At 61.0% G+C, this 18,178-nt stretch carries 16 protein-coding genes; 12 read left to right on the forward strand and 4 right to left on the reverse strand.

Features of this window, described 5'->3' with window-relative positions:
- Nucleotide 1: 1 nt before the first annotated feature.
- From argS to M0412_RS04425, 12 genes are all read left to right on the forward strand, one after another.
- Complete coding sequence (gene argS / locus M0412_RS04370) at nucleotides 2-1,759, forward strand: arginine--tRNA ligase (protein ID WP_269699706.1); 1,758 nt, start codon at nucleotides 2-4, stop codon at nucleotides 1,757-1,759.
- Between the two features lie 66 nt (nucleotides 1,760-1,825).
- Nucleotides 1,826-4,873, forward strand: a complete 3,048-nt coding sequence (locus tag M0412_RS04375) for an SPOR domain-containing protein (RefSeq protein WP_269699705.1) — start codon at nucleotides 1,826-1,828, stop codon at nucleotides 4,871-4,873.
- Nucleotides 4,874-5,075: 202 nt separating this feature from the next.
- Nucleotides 5,076-6,092 (forward strand): beta-N-acetylhexosaminidase, encoded by a 1,017-nt coding sequence (nagZ, locus tag M0412_RS04380; protein WP_269699704.1) that lies wholly within the window; start codon nucleotides 5,076-5,078, stop codon nucleotides 6,090-6,092.
- Nucleotides 6,093-6,150: 58 nt separating this feature from the next.
- Nucleotides 6,151-6,999, forward strand: a complete 849-nt coding sequence (locus M0412_RS04385; protein WP_142840015.1) for a ScpA family protein — start codon at nucleotides 6,151-6,153, stop codon at nucleotides 6,997-6,999.
- The gene (gene scpB / locus M0412_RS04390) at nucleotides 6,989-7,723 is read left to right on the forward strand and encodes an SMC-Scp complex subunit ScpB (RefSeq protein WP_269699703.1); all 735 of its coding nucleotides are present in this window, start codon (nucleotides 6,989-6,991) and stop codon (nucleotides 7,721-7,723) included. The genes M0412_RS04385 and scpB overlap by 11 nt, the downstream gene beginning before the upstream one ends.
- A 130-nt stretch (nucleotides 7,724-7,853) precedes the next feature.
- Nucleotides 7,854-8,060, forward strand: a complete 207-nt coding sequence (locus M0412_RS04395; protein ID WP_046798332.1) for a twin-arginine translocase TatA/TatE family subunit — start codon at nucleotides 7,854-7,856, stop codon at nucleotides 8,058-8,060.
- A gap of 53 nt (nucleotides 8,061-8,113) precedes the next feature.
- Nucleotides 8,114-8,845: a Sec-independent protein translocase protein TatB gene (gene tatB, locus M0412_RS04400; protein ID WP_269699702.1), complete on the forward strand. Its 732-nt coding sequence runs from the start codon at nucleotides 8,114-8,116 to the stop codon at nucleotides 8,843-8,845.
- Entirely contained in the window at nucleotides 8,842-9,645 is an 804-nt protein-coding gene (tatC, locus tag M0412_RS04405) for a twin-arginine translocase subunit TatC (RefSeq protein ID WP_142840012.1), read from the forward strand. The genes tatB and tatC overlap by 4 nt, the downstream gene beginning before the upstream one ends.
- A 96-nt stretch (nucleotides 9,646-9,741) precedes the next feature.
- Nucleotides 9,742-11,025, forward strand: a complete 1,284-nt coding sequence (gene serS, locus M0412_RS04410; RefSeq protein WP_269699701.1) for a serine--tRNA ligase — start codon at nucleotides 9,742-9,744, stop codon at nucleotides 11,023-11,025.
- A gap of 173 nt (nucleotides 11,026-11,198) precedes the next feature.
- Nucleotides 11,199-11,969, forward strand: coding sequence for a 5'/3'-nucleotidase SurE (surE, locus tag M0412_RS04415; protein ID WP_065115839.1), 771 nt, complete (start codon nucleotides 11,199-11,201; stop codon nucleotides 11,967-11,969).
- Nucleotides 11,966-12,619, forward strand: a complete 654-nt coding sequence (locus tag M0412_RS04420; RefSeq protein WP_162936635.1) for a protein-L-isoaspartate(D-aspartate) O-methyltransferase — start codon at nucleotides 11,966-11,968, stop codon at nucleotides 12,617-12,619. The genes surE and M0412_RS04420 overlap by 4 nt, the downstream gene beginning before the upstream one ends.
- 345 nt (nucleotides 12,620-12,964) lie before the next feature.
- Nucleotides 12,965-14,533 carry a peptidoglycan DD-metalloendopeptidase family protein gene (locus tag M0412_RS04425; protein ID WP_269699700.1) on the forward strand — a complete coding sequence of 523 codons (1,569 nt, stop codon included), beginning with the start codon at nucleotides 12,965-12,967 and terminating at the stop codon, nucleotides 14,531-14,533.
- Between the two features lie 215 nt (nucleotides 14,534-14,748).
- Here the strand turns inward: M0412_RS04425 and mobB are convergent, their stop codons facing one another.
- Genes mobB through M0412_RS04445 form a run of 4 tightly spaced genes read right to left on the reverse strand, consistent with a single transcriptional unit; the run spans nucleotide 14,749 to nucleotide 18,105 of the window.
- A complete protein-coding gene (mobB, locus tag M0412_RS04430; protein ID WP_269699699.1) occupies nucleotides 14,749-15,264 on the reverse strand; it encodes a molybdopterin-guanine dinucleotide biosynthesis protein B in 516 nt (171 codons plus the stop codon).
- 36 nt (nucleotides 15,265-15,300) lie between these two features.
- Nucleotides 15,301-15,939 (reverse strand): molybdenum cofactor guanylyltransferase MobA, encoded by a 639-nt coding sequence (gene mobA, locus M0412_RS04435; RefSeq protein WP_269699698.1) that lies wholly within the window; start codon nucleotides 15,937-15,939, stop codon nucleotides 15,301-15,303.
- Nucleotides 15,936-17,135, reverse strand: a complete 1,200-nt coding sequence (locus tag M0412_RS04440) for a multidrug effflux MFS transporter (RefSeq protein WP_142840007.1) — start codon at nucleotides 17,133-17,135, stop codon at nucleotides 15,936-15,938. Before M0412_RS04440 ends, mobA begins: the two co-directional genes overlap by 4 nt.
- 1 nt (nucleotide 17,136) lies before the next feature.
- Nucleotides 17,137-18,105 (reverse strand): DMT family transporter, encoded by a 969-nt coding sequence (locus tag M0412_RS04445; RefSeq protein ID WP_269699697.1) that lies wholly within the window; start codon nucleotides 18,103-18,105, stop codon nucleotides 17,137-17,139.
- Nucleotides 18,106-18,178: the final 73 nt, after the last annotated feature.

Consider the following 18,178-nt stretch of genomic DNA (forward strand, 5'->3'; position numbering starts at 1 on the left):
GATGAACATTTTTGCCGATTTCGATACCAGGATCAAAAACGCGCTCGAGACTCTCGATCTCGTCAAAGAGAACCGCGAAAAGGTCGATTTCAGTCGAATTACCGTCGAATCCCCGCGTGATCTGAGCCATGGCGACGTTGCAACCAATGCGGCGATGGTGCTGGCGAAGCCGCTCGGCACCAATCCGCGCGCGCTCGCCGAACTCATCGTGCCCGCCCTTCAGGCGGATGGCGATGTCGACAGCGTCAATGTTGCCGGTCCCGGCTTCATCAATCTCAAGGTCTCCGTCGGTTACTGGCAGCGTCTGCTTGCCGACATGATCGGCCAGGGCATTGATTTTGGCCGTTCTACGATGGGCGCCGGCCAGAAGATCAATGTCGAATATGTCTCCGCCAATCCTACCGGCCCGATGCATGTCGGTCATTGCCGTGGTGCTGTTGTCGGCGACACGCTGGCGAACCTGCTCGCATTTGCAGGTTATGGCGTCACCAAGGAATATTACATCAACGATGCCGGCTCGCAGATCGATGTGCTGGCGCGTTCGGTCTTTCTGCGTTACCGCGAAGCTCTGGGTGAGGATATCGGCGCCATTCCGTCGGGCTTCTATCCCGGCGATTACCTCGTTCCCGTCGGCCAGGCGCTGGCGGACGAATATGGCATCAAGCTGCGGGCCATGCCCGAGGAAAAGTGGATGCCGATCGTGAAGGATAAGGCAATCGCTGCGATGATGGCGATGATCCGCGAAGATCTGGAGACGCTGAACGTCAAGCACGACGTGTTCTTCTCGGAGCGCACGCTGCATGAGGGCAATGGCGGACCGATCCTCTCGGCCATCAACGACCTGACGTTCAAGGGCCATGTCTACAAGGGTACGCTGCCGCCGCCGAAGGGCGAATTGCCTGACGACTGGGAAGATCGCGAGCAGACGCTGTTCCGTTCCACCGAAGTGGGCGATGACATGGACCGTGCGCTGATGAAATCCGACGGTTCCTACACCTATTTCGCCGCCGACGTTGCCTATTTCAAGAACAAGTTCGATCGCGGTTTCTCCGAGATGATCTATGTGCTCGGTGCTGACCATGGCGGTTACGTGAAGCGGCTGGAAGCGGTTGCGCGCGCCGTCTCCGAGGGCAAGTCGAAGCTGACGGTGCTTCTGTGCCAGCTCGTCAAACTGTTCCGTGATGGCGAGCCGGTGAAGATGTCGAAACGCTCCGGCGACTTCGTCACGCTGCGCGATGTTGTCGACGAAGTGGGTCGCGATCCCGTGCGATTCATGATGCTCTATCGGAAGAATTCCGAGCCGCTGGACTTCGATTTTGCGAAAGTGACCGAACAATCGAAGGATAATCCGGTCTTTTACGTGCAATATGCGCATGCCCGCTCACAGTCGATCTTCCGGCAGGCGCAGGAAGCGTTTCCGGGGCTTGCTCCCTCTGCGGAAGAGATGGCGGAATCTGTTGCTTTGATCAGCGATATCAACGAGTTGCAGCTGGTTGCAAAGCTCGCCGAATATCCGCGGCTGATTGAATCCGCGGCCCTTTCGCATGAGCCGCACCGGCTTGCTTTTTACCTCTATGATCTCGCCAGTTCCTTCCATGGACACTGGAACAAGGGCAAAGACCAACCGGAATTACGTTTTATTAACGATAAAAACCGAGAATTGAGCATTGCCAGACTTGGGCTGGTGAATGCTGTCGCGAATGTTTTGAAGTCTGGCCTTACGCTTTTGGGAGCGGACGCACCTGACGAAATGCGATAACATATCACCATTATTTGCTCACAATACGCTGGCAAGAGCTGCAATGCGTAGATGGTGGAACACGTAATGGTCGAAAAAAATGTCGCGTATAACCGGGACGCCCGGTCCGAAGGGTTCGCTGACAACGATCCTCTGGCAGAACTGGCGCGTATCGTCGGCTTCGAAGATCGTCCTTCGCATGCGGGTTCCGAGGCTCAGCCATCGGTGACCCGTCGCGAACCCGAATTTAACCTCGAAGATGAGCTTCTGAGGGAATTCGAGGTTTACGATGCGCCGCACGCCGATCCGGTCGTTCTTGATCCGGCGAACGATGTTCGTGCGGGCATCCACCCCAACGACTTTATGCAGCGTGTCGAATCGGTTTTCGCCCGCCGCGAGCCAGAGCTTGCACCTGCACCCGAGGTGAGGGAAGAGCCGCTTCCCGAGGTCGATCAGGCCTATATCCATAATTACGTGGAAACATCCGCTCGGCAGGATATCCGCGCGGATTTCCGTGACGATGCCGGCGCTGTCGCTGAAGTTTTCGATGTGCATTCCCGCCAGCCACGCGCCGCCGAGCCGGTGGTTTACCAGCCGCCCGCCCAGCAGGTCGCATGGGAAGAGCCGCAGGCCGTTGAAACGGCCGAGCCCGAATGGCACGCCATGCCGGAGCTTCCGGCCGATGTTTCGAGCAATGTTGCTTTTGCCGGTCAGGCCTATGCGCCGGAACCGCAGGCTTTCGATCTTGCCGATGAGGTAGAGATAGCGGTTGCCGAGGAAGCGCCCGCGCCGGTTTCCGTGCGCCCGCCTTCGCATGGCGGTCGTTCTTCACTCGAATTCTCCAGCCTGCGCCTGCCGCTTGCCAATTTTGGTGCGCGCCGTGACGTTTCTGCTGTCGATCCGAGAAGGGTCGAGCCGCGCTCCGAGCAGCCGCCTGTCGTGGCCCGGATGGAGCCGCAGATCGAGCCACAGATCGAGCTCGCGCCGGCACCTGCCGTCATTCAGGCGGAAGAGACAGCTCCTGCCTTTGCGCCCTCGGTTGCGGAGAGCTTCACGCCTGCTGAACAGCCTGTGACGCCTCCGGTCGCTCGTAGGCCGGTGGCGACCAATCTGTCGCCGATGGACGAGCTGATCTACGACGTTGCGAAATACTCCATTCCGGGTCGTGGCGAAGAACCCGTCGTACAGTCCGCGCCTGTCGTTCAGGCTGCAAAAATCGAGCCGCCGGTGGTTGCCGCAACGCCAGTTGCTGCGGCGCCAGTTGCTGCGGTGCCTGAGCGGGTGACGCCGGTTGCCCCTGCCGTATCGCAGGCTCCTCTTCAGGAGCCGGATTTCACCGATTTTGCCGGTTTCAACGATGATGATTTCGAGCTGGCGCTCGATGATCTCGATCTTGATCTCGATCTCTCGGAAATTGCCGAAGCGGAGGTTGCTCCTGCGCCCGCGCCGCAACCCGTTCGCCGCCAGCCGGTCGCTCCGGTGGTGGCGGCCGCGCCGCAGCCGGTGAGGGAACAGCCTGTTCCGCAACCACGCGCCGCAACCGTTGCCGCCCCCATCGCGGCAGCAGCTGCACCCGTCCAGCCGCGTCCGGCCGTCGCTGCGCCGCAGCCGGCAGCACCGCAGACGCTGGAAAGCCTGCCTTTCGATCCTTCGCAGATCGGTGAAACGGAAGAACACCCGGAAACCATTATCGAGATGGATGTTCCGGAACTGCCGGTCGGGGTTTTCGAACCCAAGCCCGCGCCGCGTCGTCACGAAGAAGATCTCGATATCGATACCGAGCTTGCGACGCTGTTTGCGCCTGCCGTTGCCGGCGGTCTCGACCGCCATAAACATGCGGAAAACCGCGCTGCCGCCCCGCAGGCGCGTGCCGCGCAGGCTCCGGATGACGCCGATGAATTCGAGCGGGCCCTGGAAGAGGACTTCCGCCGCTCCATGCAGGAGGCTGCGGCTTCCCGAGGCAATGCGTCGCGCGATGCCGAGAATACCTATGTCGATCATCAAGCGGCCTATCGCGAGGAAGATGAACGCGGCGGTCGCCGCTGGATCATGCCGGTGGCGGCTGCCATCGGTCTGGTGCTTGTCGGTGGCGGCGTCTACGCGCTGATATCGGGCGGTTCCTCCAGCACCGGCTCCAATGGCGCACCGGTCATCATCTCCGCCGATAACGACCCGATGAAGGTCGTGCCGGAAAATCCGGGTGGCCGCGTCGTGCCCAATCAGGACAAGGCGGTTTATGATCGCGTTGCCGGTGGCAGCGCTGCCGATCCGAAGCAGCCGGCGCTGATTTCCAGCAACGAACAGCCGGTGGATGTGGTTCAGCGTACGCTGATCCCGGAACAATTGCCGCTGGAAGGCGAAAACGACGGGGATATGGAAGCGACCGGCACACCGGTTGGCGAGACCGAAGATCCGCGCCTGCTTTCGCCGGAAGAAAAGGCCGCTCAGAACGAAGGTTCTGGCGCGACCGGTGTTTCGCCGCGCAAGGTTCGCACCATGATCGTCAAGCCTGACGGTACGCTGGTCGCCCAGGAAGTGGACGCACCGGCAGCCCAGCCGCCGAAGGCCGACAAGGTTGCCGAGCTTGCCGCACCGCAGACCGCCAAGCCGGGTGAGGGCGCTCCTGCCGTCATCGCCGCTTCGCGGGTTCCGGTAGCGCCCGAGCAGGCTGCAAAGCCGCAGGCCAACACGCCTGCTGCCGCTTCCACGCCGGCCGTGCAGTCTGCAGCACCGCTTCCTTCGGCGCGCCCGTCTGCCCAGCCCGCCAATGTGGTGGCGACCGTGACCAATCAGGGTAATGTCCGCCCGACGACGGCCGCTCCGGCCCAGCCGCCGGCCACGCAGCAACAGACGGCTGCCGCAACACCTGCTGCAACCAGCACGCCTTCTGCCGGTGGTTATTACATCCAGATCGCTTCGCTGCCGAGCCAGGCTGAGGCCCAGAAGTCCTACCAGAACATGTCGGCCAAGTTCGGCTCGGTCATCGGTGGACGCGGCGTCGACATCAAGGCGGCTGAAATTGCCGGCAAGGGCACCTTCTACCGCGTCCGCATCCCGGCTGGTGACAAGAACGAAGCCGTGGCGCTGTGCGAAAAGTTCCGCTCGGCCGGCGGCAGCTGCCTGGTGGCACGCTGATAGCGGCCGATCTGGCTTCGTAACGATTGGGGCTGCCGAGTTGGGGCAGCCCTTGGCATATTCGGACCTTCCGGCAAACTCTACGTCATCCTCGGGTCAAGCCCGAGGATGAAGCGGAGAAATTGACCGGACCTCTCCGCAGTCTCGATGGCTAAAGGCCATTCTTCCCTTACCCCTTTTGTTCTCAGACAGGCGTGACACCATGACCGATTGCAAAGCTATGATCCTCGGATGCAGCGGGCTTGCGCTGACCGCCGACGAGATCGCCCTATACCGCGACCAGCAGCCCTGGGGCTTCATCCTGTTCGGCCGCAATATCGGCGAGCCGCAGCAGATCACCGGTCTCGTCGCATCCATGCGCGATGCCGTCGGGCGGCCAGACGCGCCGGTGCTGATCGATCAGGAAGGCGGACGGGTTCAGCGTATCAAGCCACCGATCCTGCAAGCCTATCCGAATGCCCGCATTCTTGGCGAAATCTACGAGCGTGACCGCGAGGAAGGCCTGCGCGCCGCCTGGCTGATGTCGCGCCTGCATGCCTTTGACCTGATGAAATTCGGTATCAATGTCGATTGCCTGCCGGTGCTCGATGTGCCGGTGGAAGGCGCCAGCAATGTCATTGGCAACCGCGCTTATGGCTATTCGCCGACCATGGTGGCGCAGCTGGGTCAGGCGGCTGCCGATGGCCTGAAGGCGGGCGGCATGTTGCCCGTCATGAAACATATGCCGGGTCACGGTCGCGGCATGGTCGATTCGCACCATGAGCTGCCTGTTGTCGATGTGCCGCTTGATGAGCTGGACGCCCATGATTTCGTGCCGTTCCGGGCGCTTAACCGCGAATTGATGGCGATGAGCGCACATCTGGTGTTCAACGCCGTTGACCGCGAACGACCGGCGACCACCTCGGCAAAAGTGATCGAGGAGATCATTCGCGGCCGCATCGGCTTTGACGGGCTGCTGATGTCCGACGACAGTTCCATGAATGCGCTGAAGGGCACACTTGGCGAACGGGCTGCGAATATTGTTGCGGGTGGTTGCGATATAGTCTTGCATTGCAACGGCGTGATGGGTGAAATGCTTGAGGTTGTGAAGGAAGTTCCCGTTCTTTCCGGCCGTTCGCTGGAGCGGGTGCGGGCCGTGGAGGCGGGTTTCCCCGCTGCTGACGCCTCCGACGAAGCCGAACTGAGAGTTGAATTCAACGCCATGTGGGCCGTTTCCTGACGATCGGGCGGCGGTCGCCCACTCGGGATCACAGGCCGGATGCCCGGCGGATGGAACAATGGCCGCAGACAAGTCTCGCAATTCTACGCCGATGGACAAGCTCTGGCAGGATGTGACGCCGGAGCGGTTGACGGGCGAGGCCGGGCTGGTCATCGATGTCGCGGGTTTCGAAGGCCCGCTCGATCTCCTCCTGCATCTTGCCCGCACGCAGAAGGTCGATCTGTCGCGCATTTCGGTGCTGGCGCTTGCCGAGCAATATCTGCAATTCGTGGAAAGCGCGCGCCGCGTGCGCATTGAGCTAGCCGCCGATTATCTTGTCATGGCGGCCTGGCTCGCCTTCCTGAAATCCAAACTGCTTATCCCACAACAATCGAAGGATGACGGCCCTTCGGGTGAGGAAATGGCCGCGACGCTGGCCTTCCGGCTGAAACGCCTGGAAGCGATGCGCGAGGCGGCCGAAAGGCTCGTCAACCGCGCCCAGCTTGGCCGCGATGTTTTTGCCCGGGGTGCACCGGAGCATATTCCGCATATCAACCGTTCGGCTTACGAGGCGAACCTCTACGATCTCCTGAGCGCCTACGCCAATCTGCGGCAGAGGCAGGCCATCACCCAGGTCACTATCGAAAAGCGGCAGGTGTGGTCGCTGGTGGAGGCGCGGGAGCTTCTCAACAGTCTGCTCGGTGATGTCGGTGAATGGACGGTGCTAGATCAATATCTGCTGCAATATGTGCCGGATCCCGCCATGCGGGTGACGGCCATCGCCAGCGCCTTTGCCGCCTCGCTGGAGCTGGTGCGCGAGGGATCACTGCAAATCCGGCAGGAGGGGGCTTTTCAGCCCATCTATATGCGCCGTGGCACAAGGGACGAGCGTGCAGCCCAAGCCGGGGAGACCGATAATGACAAATGATGATGAGACCGGCGAGGCGATGATCGTGACAGACGGGATGGCCCCCGAATCCACTGTTTTTTCCGAACGTCAGCTGAAGGAGGCCGAGCGGATCACCGAAGCGCTGGTTTTCGCCTCTGCCGAGCCGGTTTCCATCGGTTTCATCGCCGAGCGTCTGCCGCGCGGCATGGATGTCGTTGCCATTTTGCACCGGCTGAAGGCCGCCTATGGCGACCGTGGTGTCAATCTCGTGCAGGTGGGCGGGCAATGGGCGTTCCGCACGGCCGGCGACCTTTCCTTCGTCATCCGCACGGAGGAGAAGGAGCCGAAGAAGCTGTCGCGCGCAGCGCTGGAGGTTTTGGCGATTATCGCGTATCATCAGCCGGTGACACGCGCCGAAATCGAGGAAATCCGCGGCGTGCAGACCTCACGTGGTACGCTCGACGTGCTGATGGAGGCGGGATGGGTGCGTTTCCGCGGTCGCAGGCGCACGCCGGGCCGGCCGGTGACGATCGGCACGACGGTGGAGTTTCTCGATCATTTCGGCCTTGAGGAATTACGGGATCTGCCGGGCCTTGAGGAATTGAAGGGGGCGGGGCTGCTTTCGGGCCGCATTCCGTCCAATTTTGGCGTGCCTCTGCCGATGATGAGCGACGAGTTGCGCGAGGATGAAGACCCGATCACGCAGCTCGATCTGGAGGAACTGGGCCTGCTTGCGCCGGGTGGTGGTGATGGTGACGATTGATATCGTCATGAGCCTGCGTGATACACGCGAAAAGTTTATGGGCACGGCCCGTCCCAGCGACGATTTGTCGTTTGAAAAAGCCTTTCAAACGTCTTACATCGTCTGAAAGCGAAATTCAGGAGTTGCAGTTATGGGTTCTTTTAGTGTGTGGCATTGGCTCATCGTGCTGGTGATCGTTCTCGTCCTTTTCGGACGCGGCAAGATCCCGGAATTGATGGGTGATGTCGCGAAGGGCATCAAGAGCTTCAAGAAGGGCATGGCTGACGAAGACCAGACGCCGCCGCCGGCAGATGCCAATGCGAAGACTGTCGACCACAAGGCTGACGAGATCAAGTAAGCGGCTCGTGTCGTTTGGTTTGAGACCGGCGCTAGGGTCTCGGGAGCGTATTGATGTTTGATATCGGCTGGAGCGAGCTTCTGGTGATTGCGGTCGTGCTGATCGTGGTCGTCGGACCGAAAGACTTGCCGCCCATGATCCGCGCCTTCGGCAAGACGATGGCCGGCCTTCGCAAGATGGCCGGGGATTTCCGCACGCAGTTCGATGAGGCCCTGAAAGAGGCCGATATGGACGATGTGCGCCAGACGATTTCCGATGTCCGCAATCTCAACCCGACAAATTCGCTGCGTGATGCGATGAACCCGCTGCGCCAGCTCGGCAATGAGATCAAATCCGACCTGCAGAAGGCAACGGCAGCACCCGATGGGCTGTCCTCCACTGCCGCACCCGCGACGAGCGAGCCGGTTGCCCCGCTCGTGAGCACGCCGGAGCCGGAAATGAAGCTGCCGGATACGCCGCCCGTCGTCGCCGCAGCAGCACCGGTTGCTGCCACTGCGGCAGAAAAGCCGAAGCGCGCCCGTGCGAAATCCGTTGCGACCGTCGAAGCCGAAGCGGTTGCCGCCAAGCCGAAGCGCGCCGCCCGCACCAAAGTGGCTGCAACGCCGGACGCTGTCGCTTCCGCGACAACGGGCGAGCCCGCCGTTTCGAAGACACCCGTGAAGGCGGTTGTCAAAAAGGCGGCCGTCAAGAAGGCCGCGGCTGACACGACGACGGCCGTGGCTGACGCCAAACCGGCCAGAGCGGCAAAAACAAAGGCTGTGAAGCCGAAAAAGGATGAAGCATGAGCGGGGATACCGAAGATAAGCCACAGCCGCTTATCGAGCACCTCATGGAGTTGCGCACCCGGCTGATCTGGTCGCTCGGTGCATTCTTCATCGCCTTCATTGCCTGTTTTGCGGTTGCCAAGCACCTCTTCAACCTGCTTGTCATTCCCTATAAGTGGGCAGTGCTCTGGGCGGGTCTCGATGTGACGAAATCGTCGTTGATCTATACCGCGCCGCAGGAGTTCTTCTTCACACAGATCAAGGTCGCGATGTTCGGCGCGATGGTCATCTCCTTTCCGGTGATCGCCTCGCAGCTCTACAAGTTCGTCGCACCCGGTCTTTACAAGAACGAGCGCGCCGCCTTCCTGCCGTTCCTCATCGCGTCGCCGATCCTTTTCCTCATCGGTGCGGCGCTCGTCTATTTCTTCTTCACGCCCATGGTCATGTGGTTCTTCCTCGCCATGCAGCAATTGCCAGAGGATGGCGAGGTGGCGATTTCGCTGATGCCGAAGGTGTCGGAATATCTCAGCCTCATCATGACGCTGGTGCTGTCCTTCGGTCTGGTGTTCCAGCTGCCGGTCGTCACCACGCTTTTGGCGCGCGTCGGCATTCTGACCAGCGACTGGCTGCGTGAAAAGCGCAAGTTCGCCATCGTCATGGCCTTTGTGGTCGCGGCCGTCCTGACGCCGCCCGATCCCATGTCCCAGATCGGTCTTGCGCTGCCTGCGATCATTCTCTACGAGATTTCCATCTACATGGCTCGACTCGTGGAGAGGAAACGTGCGGCGGAATCCAAAAGCACGGAGCTGGAAGAGACCTGAGCCTTTGCCAAGGTTTCCCCCGCTCACAAATCTCTTCGCGCCGGGCCTTTGCCCGGCGTTTTGCTGAGGGCAATGCAACAACGGTCTGGAACGACGATGCACGACATTAAATGGATACGCGAAAACCCCGAAGCCTTCGATGCGGCTCTTGCCCGCCGAGGTGCTGAGCCTGCTGCCAGCGGCCTGATCGCCCTTGATGAAAAGCGCCGTTCCGTCATCCAGTCCCTGCAGGACATGCAGTCCCGCCGCAATGCCGCCTCCAAGGAAATCGGCGCCGCCATGGCGCAGAAGAACATGGAGCTTGCGGAAAAACTTAAAACCGAAGTCGCCGACATCAAGGAAAACATGCCGCGCGCCGAGGAGGAGGACCGTCAGGTCACCGCCGAGCTGAACGACGCTTTGTCGCGCCTGCCGAACATTCCCTTCGACGATGTGCCAGACGGCAAGGACGAGCACGACAATGTGGTCACCCGCGTTGTCGGCCAGAAGCCCGGCTGGAACCATGCAGCCAAGGAACACTTCGAGATCGGCGAAGCGCTCGGCTACATGGATTTCGAGCGTGCTGCCAAGCTTTCGGGTTCGCGTTTTACCGTTCTGACCAGCCAGCTGGCGCGGCTGGAGCGGGCGCTTGGCCAGTTCATGATCGACCTGCACACGACGGAACACGGTTACACTGAAGTTTCCTCGCCGCTGATGGTGCGTGACGAGGCGATGTTCGGCACCGGGCAATTGCCGAAATTCTCCGAAGACCTGTTCAAGACCACCGATGGCCGCTGGTTGATCCCGACGGCGGAAGTGACGCTGACCAACCTCGTGTCCGGCGAAATTCTCGAGCAGGAAAAACTGCCGCTGCGTTTCACCGCGCTCACACCGTCCTTCCGTTCGGAAGCGGGCTCGGCCGGCCGCGATACGCGTGGCATGCTGCGCCAGCACCAGTTCTGGAAATGCGAACTCGTCTCCATCACCGATGCGGAAAGCGCTGTTGCCGAGCATGAGCGCATGACAGCCTGCGCCGAAGAAGTGCTGAAGCGTCTCGGCCTGCATTTCCGCACTATGACGCTCTGCACCGGCGACATGGGTTTTGGCGCACGCAAGACCTACGATCTGGAAGTGTGGCTGCCAGGCCAGGACACCTATCGCGAAATTTCGTCCTGCTCGGTCTGCGGCGATTTCCAGGGCCGGCGCATGAATGCGCGTTATCGCGGCAAGGACGACAAGGCGACGAAGTTCGTTCATACGCTGAACGGTTCCGGCACGGCCGTCGGCCGCTGCCTGATCGCGGTTCTCGAAAATTATCTGAACGACGACGGTTCCGTCACAATTCCAGACGTGCTGCTGCCCTATATGGGCGGTCTGACGCGCATCGAGAAGGCGGCTTGAGAATTACACGACCGTCGTGCCGGATTTGATCCGGCATCCAGTCAGCCCAAGTCCTTGGGCTGAAAAGAGTGCTTCCCGCCGCGCAGACGCGCGTCGGCTGGATGCCGGATCAGGTCCGGCATGACGGAGAAGAGGATGCTTCGTCCCCTGCGACATGAAAGCGGAGAGAAAACATGCGGATTTTGCTGACGAATGATGACGGTATCCACGCCGAGGGTCTGGCCGTGCTGGAGCGTATCGCCCGCACGCTGTCCGACGATGTCTGGATCGTCGCGCCCGAGACCGATCAGAGCGGCCTTGCTCATTCGCTGACGCTTTCCGAACCGCTGCGCCTGCGAAAAGTGTCCGACAAACATTATGCGCTGCGCGGCACGCCGACCGATTGCGTCATCATGGGCATTCGCGAAGTTCTGCCTGAGAAGCCCGACCTCGTGCTGTCAGGCGTTAATGCCGGCGCCAACATGGCCGATGACGTGACCTATTCCGGCACCATTGCCGGCGCCATCGAAGGCACGCTGCAGGGCGTGCGTTCCTTCGCGCTCAGCCAGGCCTTCAGCCATGCCGACGGCCGTGTCGTGCCGTGGGAAGTCGCCGAAACCTATGCGCCGGATCTTCTGCGCAAGCTGATGAATGTCGATCTGCCTGATGGCACGTTCCTCAATCTCAATTTCCCCAATTGCGCGCCCAAGGATGTGCAGGGCGTTTCCGTGACCGGGCAAGGCAAGCTCGATTTCGGCCTGACGGTGGAAGAACGACAGGACGGCCGCGGTTTCCCCTATTACTGGCTGCGCTTCGGCGAACGCCTCGGTACCTTCCGCGAAGGCACCGATATCCATGCCCTGAAGCACGGCAAGATTTCGGTCACGCCGCTTAAGCTTGACCTGACGGACTACACGGTGAAGGATCGGGTTGCGCAAGCACTTGGATTCGGAGTCGCCGATTGAAATCCGCAATGGTCGAAAAGGAAGGTTTTGCCGCTCTCGTTCTCCGCTTAAGGGGCGAGGGGATTTCCGACCTTGATCTCTTGACGGCGGTCGAGCAGACGCCCCGTTCGAAATTCGTACCGCCGCAATTTGCGGCCGATGCCTATTCCAGCCGCACAATCCCTATCGACTGCGGCGCCTTCATGGAAGGCGCCGACATGGCGGTGAAGATCCTTGCCCGCCTGCAGCTGAAACCCGGCCAGCGCGTGCTGGAAATCGGCACCGGCAGCGGTTTCATGACGGCGATCATCGCCCGCCGGGTCGAGCGGGTGTTTTCGCTGGAGCGTTACAAGACGCTGGTGCAGCAGGCGCAGAACTGTCTCGATGATCTTTCCATCCGCAATGTCGTCATCCGCCAGGCGGATGGCAGCAATGGTCTGGTGGGCGAGGGCACCTTCGACCGGATTGTTTCCACCGCCGCCTTCACCACCATGCCGCGCTTCTTTGCCGAGCAGATCGTTTCGGGCGGAATGATGATCGCGCCGATCATCATCGAGGGTGATCGCTGCGTGATGACCCGCTTCTCCAAGACCGGCAGCCGCTTCGAAAAGGAAGAGCTGTTTGAGGCGCCTTATCTGCCACTCAGCACCCATATTGCCCGGCATTTGTGACGAAATGAAAATTTTGAAGGCAATTCATTTTTGTCTTCTAATGTTCTGAATTGTCGCAACTATTTGATTTTCAATATCATTATTGTCCCAACATGACGCATCCGGTTTTCGTCATGGTTATCGAAGTGTCAAAAAAGCGCCAAACGGCTTAACGTTTTAACGGCGTGGTAACACTAACGCGCTTTAATCATAAACATCGACGCATGGTTTTCCCCACCTCGGGAAATGGGCCTTGCAAGAAGTGAAATTTGTGCCGGATCGGTCTCGATGCGGCGGGTTGGCGTCAGTGTAGATCGAGTCATGCGTATGAGACATTCGTCTAAAATCGGAAAATCAGTCGCAAAAATGTTCGCAGCGGCATTGCTGGCAAGCGTCGCAACGGGCTGTAGCTCGGATGCAACGCGGTTCGGCGGCCTCTTTTCCAGTGGACCGGATCAGATGACCACGGCGTCAATTCCAGCCCGGCAGGGCGGCGGTGCTTACGCACAGGCCCCGGTTCCGCAGGGCGACATGAATGGCGGTTACGCCTCTGCCGCGCCGCAGGGCGGTTACGCCAACCAGAACATGGCGGGTAATTCCTATCCGCAGTCCGGCGGTTACGGCGGCGGCATTCAGCCTTCCACGGCCCGCTCGGCTTCGGCCTCTCCGGTGCAGCGCTCCGAACTGTCGGCGCCTTCGGCAGTGGCAAGCCGCGATCCGTCGACCCGCAACGAAGCCATGGCTCAGCCTTTCCCGTCGGCGCAGCGACAGGCCGCTCCGTCTCTGGCCGCACCTGCCCGCCAGGCCGCAGCACCGGTTACCGACAATCTGACGACCGCAACCGTCCGTTCCGACAAGAATGGCTGGCATACGGATGGCGCTTCTTCCGTGACGCTGCGTCCGGGCGAAAGCATCACCACCATTTCCAACCGCTACGGCGTTCCGGAAAAGGAACTGCTGCGCGTCAACGGCCTGAAGACGGCGTCTTCGGCGCAGGCCGGCCAGTCGATCCTCATTCCGAAATTCGGCCAGGTGCGCAACGCTGCCAAGGATGCGGCCGGCAACATCGCGCTGAACCGCAATGGCGACCAGCCGACGCCGCTGCGCAGCCCCGAGGGCAATGTGGCCGTGCTGCCGTCGCAGGCCGCCGCTCGCGACAAGGTTTCCTCCGAGGCCGGCAAGCTGACACCTCCCGGTGGCAAGCCGTTGCCGCCGACCGGTGGCTACAAGGTTCAGCCGGGCGACAGCCTTGCGAAGATCGCCCGCGAAAACGGCGTCTCGGTTGCCGCGCTGAAGGCTGCCAACGGTCTTTCCAACGAAAGCATCCGTGTCGGCCAGACACTTTCCATGCCGGGTGCCGGCACTGACAACGTCAAGACAGCCTCCGTTCCCGCCAAGGAAGCGGCCAAGGCAGTCGAGACCGCATCCGCCAAGCCGGAGCCCTACAAGGCCCCCGCCGCTGCTGCCGCGACTATCCCTGCCGCGCCGGCCGCTACGGCAAGCGTCAGCGACATCGAAAAGAAGTCCGACATGGCGTCCCTTGCTCCGGAATCCACGGGCATCGGCAAATATCGCTGGCCGGTTCGCGGCGCGGTCATCAACAATTTCGGTGACAATGTCGAAGGCAGCCGCAATGACGGCATCAACATCTCGGTTCCCGAGGGTACGCCGATCAAGGCCGCTGAAAACGGTGTGGTCATCTATGCCGGCAACGGTCTGAAGCAGCTCGGCAACACGGTTCTGGTGCGCCATGATGACGGCAAGGTCACCGTTTACGGCAACGCCGCCAATCTCGACGTACAGCGCGGCCAGAAGGTCCAGCGTGGCCAGACGATCGCCACCTCGGGCATGACGGGCAGCGCCAAGCGTCCGCAGGTTCACTTTGAAGTTCGCAAGGATGCGACACCGGTGAACCCATCAGGTTTCCTTGAATAGGTATTGCGTCTCAAGGAATGATGAAGCCGGGTGAAGAGCCCGGCTTTTTCATTTTTGGGGGTGAGGGATGCAAACGTCTCCACATATTCGACGTCCTCCTCGGGCTTGACCCGAGGACCCATGGTGCGCGGAGTTGTGGATCCTCGGGTCAAGCCCGAGGAGGACGGAGGAGAGAGTGCGGCCGAGACAGAAACGGCCCCGTTTCCAATGCCAGTTTACCCTCTCACCAACCCCACCGTCTTCTCGATGAAATCCGCAATACTCGCGGTATCATCAAGATCGAAAACGGGGAGCGCCGTGTCCGTCACCTCATGATCGGCGGCAATTGCGATGATATGCGGATCGAGCGGCGCAAGCGGTTCGGTTTTCATCGCTTCCAGCCGCCGCGCCTCGATCTTAGGCACCGGCTCATATTTGTAACCTTCGATCAGCACGAGATCGCAGGGGGCGAGGCGGGAGAGGATGTGCTCGAAGGACGGCTCCGGTTCGCCGCGCAATTCATGCATGATGGCGAAACGGGTGCCGGAAACGATGGTGACCTCATGCGCGCCGGCCTGCCGGTGACGCCAGCTGTCGGCACCCACCTTGTCGATATCGAAATCATGATGGGCGTGCTTGATGGTGGAGACGCGGTAGCCGCGCGCCGTCAGCTCGGTGACGATGCGCACCGCAAGGCCGGTCTTGCCCGAATTTTTCCAGCCGGCAATGCCAAAGACCTTTTGTGTCGTCATGGTTGCAGCTCCATCTCTTTGTTTCAACGCATTATCCTACTGGAAATGCTCCAGATAGCTACGCGCCAGCGCCAGCTCGTCCGGGGTGTTGATGTTGAAGAATGGATCGAGGCTGCCCTTTGCCGTTTCCACCGGCGGGAAGGCCACGCCGATGGTGACATGCCGGGCAAGATAAGCCCGGATGCGGCGGTTGGCATCGTTCTTCAGCCACGCCTCGAGATCGTCGGCAAGCGCCACCGGCCACAGCGCGAAGACGGGGTGAAGCTGGCCGCTTGAGGCAGCGATGACGATCGTATTATCCGATATGTGTTCGCAAAGCCGGGCGACGAGATCGTCTGGAAAGAACGGACTGTCGGCAGGTGCCGTCAGGAAATGGCTGCCGGTGGCCTCGCGATTACGGAAATGCCGCATGCCGGCCAGAACACCTGCAAGCGGCCCGGCATGGCCATTCAGCGTATCGGGCAACAGCGGCAGGCCGAAACTGTCCGCCCAGCCGCCCTTGTCATTGGTGGCGGCATTGATGGTGACATCCGAGACCTGTGGCGCGATGCGGCGTACGACGTGGGAAAGCAGCGGTGCATCGCCCAGCGTCACCATCGCCTTGTTGCTGCCCATGCGCCGCGACAGGCCGCCGGCGAGCACGAGACCGGGTATCTCAAGGGGAAGGGCGCTCATTGCCGCTGTTCCTGCAGCCTTACGACATAGGTGGTGAGAAGGGCGACAAGGCCGGTCGCCAGCATCACCATGAGGAGCGGCCAGGTTCCGTCCTCCTTCGACAGGACCGAGGAGGCGAGTACCGAAAGGGCGGCGCCGCCGCCGATGGTCATCGCGCCGCCAAGACCGGAGGCCGAGCCGGCCAGATGCGGCTGAACGCTGACCATGCCGGCATTGGCGCTGGGAAGTGTCACGCCGTTGCCGACGCCGATCAGGGCAAGCGGCACGAAGAACGCATAGGCGCTTTCCGCCCCGCCGGTGATCAGCACAATGGTCGTGACGATGCCTGCAATGGCGATGACATTGCCCGAGAGCATCATGCGGGTGATGCCGATCTGGCTGGCATAACGGCCGGAGACGAAATTGCCGAGCATGTAACCGCTGGCCATGAAGAAGAATTGCAGGCCGAGCATGGCCGGGGCAAGCCCATAAAGCACGCTGCCGACAAAGGGCGCGCCACCGAGGAAGGAAAAGAACATGCCTGACGAGAAGGTCGAGGTCAGCGCATAACCCCAGAACAGCGGCGAGCGCAGAAGTTCGGGCCAGGCGTGGAACTGCTGTGAAAAACTCGCCGACTTATTGTGGTTGGTTTCGCCGAGATCAAACCAGGCGAGCACCAGAATGCCGACGCCAAGCAGGGCAAGGAGCGCAAAGCTCGACTGCCAGCCGGAAATGTCGTTGAGCAACCCGCCAACCGTTGGGCCAACCATAGGCACCACGGACATGCCCATGGTTACATAGCCGATCATCGAGGCGGCCTGTTCCATCGGCACCATGTCGCGCACGATGGCGCGGGCCAATACGAAGCCGGAAACGACGGCCGCCTGTGCGACGCGCCCGATCATGAAGACGGTGATGTTGGGCGCCAGCATGCAGACCAGCGTGGCGGCAATCATGATGGCGATGCTGGCAAGCATGACCGGGCGGCGGCCGAAGAGATCGGAAAGCGGGCCGATAAGCAGTTGCAGGCAAGCGGTGGCGGCGAGGTAGCCTGAAACGGCAAATTGCATAACCGCGTAATCGGTCTCGAAATAGAGCGCCATGGCCGCAAGTGAGGGCAGGAATACATTCATGCACAGCGCCGCGACGCCGGCGATAACGACCAGTGTGATGATATGGGGTGGGGTGGTCCGGTCGAGAAAACGGCCGCTTTTCATCTCACTCTCCCGCCTCTTCCGTAACGGCAGTTTTCGTTACGGAAGCCGGCCGCACCGTGGTCGCAGCCGTCGGTGTCGCGGCCGCGCGCTTGGCCATCTGCGAACGCTTGCGCAGGCTTTCGCGGTAGAAGGTATAAAGGCCTGAACCGATGACGATCATGGCGCCGATGATGGTGAAACTGTCGATCTTTTCGTTGAAGAAGAACACACCGATCATGAAACCCCAGAGCAGGCCGGTATAACGGAACGGTGCGACGAAGGAGATTTCGCCTGATCTCATCGCGAGAATGATCGCCTGATAACCGACCAGCACCAGAATGGCGGAAGCGGCGAGATGCGAGACGATCGTTACGTTCATCGGCTGCCAGCCGCCGAAAGGCACGATCAGCAGGCCGCCCACCGACATGTTGACGAAGGCGGTGATGACGGTGATGGCGAGCGAAGGTACGTCGGCATACATTTTCCGGGTCAGGAGATCACGTGCGGCGGTGACGGCGAGTGATGCGACGACCAGCAATGCACCGGGCGTGAAACCTTCCGGGCCGGGTCTGATGATGACGAGCACGCCGATGAAACCGACGATGATGGCCACCCAGCGCCGCCAGCCGACCGGTTCGCGCAGGAACAGCGCCGCACCCAGCGTCACCACCAGCGGCAGCGACTGCAATATGGCCGAAGCATTGGAAAATTCGATGAGGCCCAGCGCCGTCAGATAAAGCACGGCCGCAGTCACTTCGCAGAGACAGCGCAGGATGATGATGGGGCGCAGCAGGGTTTTCAACGGCCGAAGCGCGCCGAAATGCCGGGCGGCGATATAGATCAGCACCACGGTCATGATGCCGCGCACGAACATGATCTGGCCGGTGTTGATGTAGGGTGTGACGGATTTCGTCAGGGCGTCGTTGGCCGTGAAGCTTGCCATGGCGAGCGCCATGAAAAGCGCGCCGCGCGTATTGTCCGTCAATGCCATTCCATACGATCCCAGACCATGCGCAGTTTTACCCTGATCGCCCTTTCAGACGGTTTCGGGCGGCCTCGCGGGC

The organism is Agrobacterium sp. O3.4, assembly GCF_041414895.1.
In the GTDB taxonomy this organism is placed as follows: domain Bacteria; phylum Pseudomonadota; class Alphaproteobacteria; order Rhizobiales; family Rhizobiaceae; genus Agrobacterium; species Agrobacterium cucumeris.

Coding starts and splice junctions, on each gene's coding strand:
- argS (WP_269699706.1), top strand. CDS start 2: ATGAACATTTTTGCCGATTTCGATACCAGGATCAAAAACGCGCTCGAG.
- M0412_RS04375 (WP_269699705.1), top strand. CDS start 1,826: ATGGTCGAAAAAAATGTCGCGTATAACCGGGACGCCCGGTCCGAAGGG.
- nagZ (WP_269699704.1), top strand. CDS start 5,076: ATGACCGATTGCAAAGCTATGATCCTCGGATGCAGCGGGCTTGCGCTG.
- M0412_RS04385 (WP_142840015.1), top strand. CDS start 6,151: ATGGCCGCAGACAAGTCTCGCAATTCTACGCCGATGGACAAGCTCTGG.
- scpB (WP_269699703.1), top strand. CDS start 6,989: ATGACAAATGATGATGAGACCGGCGAGGCGATGATCGTGACAGACGGG.
- M0412_RS04395 (WP_046798332.1), top strand. CDS start 7,854: ATGGGTTCTTTTAGTGTGTGGCATTGGCTCATCGTGCTGGTGATCGTT.
- tatB (WP_269699702.1), top strand. CDS start 8,114: ATGTTTGATATCGGCTGGAGCGAGCTTCTGGTGATTGCGGTCGTGCTG.
- tatC (WP_142840012.1), top strand. CDS start 8,842: ATGAGCGGGGATACCGAAGATAAGCCACAGCCGCTTATCGAGCACCTC.
- serS (WP_269699701.1), top strand. CDS start 9,742: ATGCACGACATTAAATGGATACGCGAAAACCCCGAAGCCTTCGATGCG.
- surE (WP_065115839.1), top strand. CDS start 11,199: ATGCGGATTTTGCTGACGAATGATGACGGTATCCACGCCGAGGGTCTG.
- M0412_RS04425 (WP_269699700.1), top strand. CDS start 12,965: ATGTTCGCAGCGGCATTGCTGGCAAGCGTCGCAACGGGCTGTAGCTCG.
- mobB (WP_269699699.1), bottom strand. CDS start 15,264: ATGACGACACAAAAGGTCTTTGGCATTGCCGGCTGGAAAAATTCGGGC.
- mobA (WP_269699698.1), bottom strand. CDS start 15,939: ATGAGCGCCCTTCCCCTTGAGATACCCGGTCTCGTGCTCGCCGGCGGC.
- M0412_RS04440 (WP_142840007.1), bottom strand. CDS start 17,135: ATGAAAAGCGGCCGTTTTCTCGACCGGACCACCCCACCCCATATCATC.
- M0412_RS04445 (WP_269699697.1), bottom strand. CDS start 18,105: ATGGCATTGACGGACAATACGCGCGGCGCGCTTTTCATGGCGCTCGCC.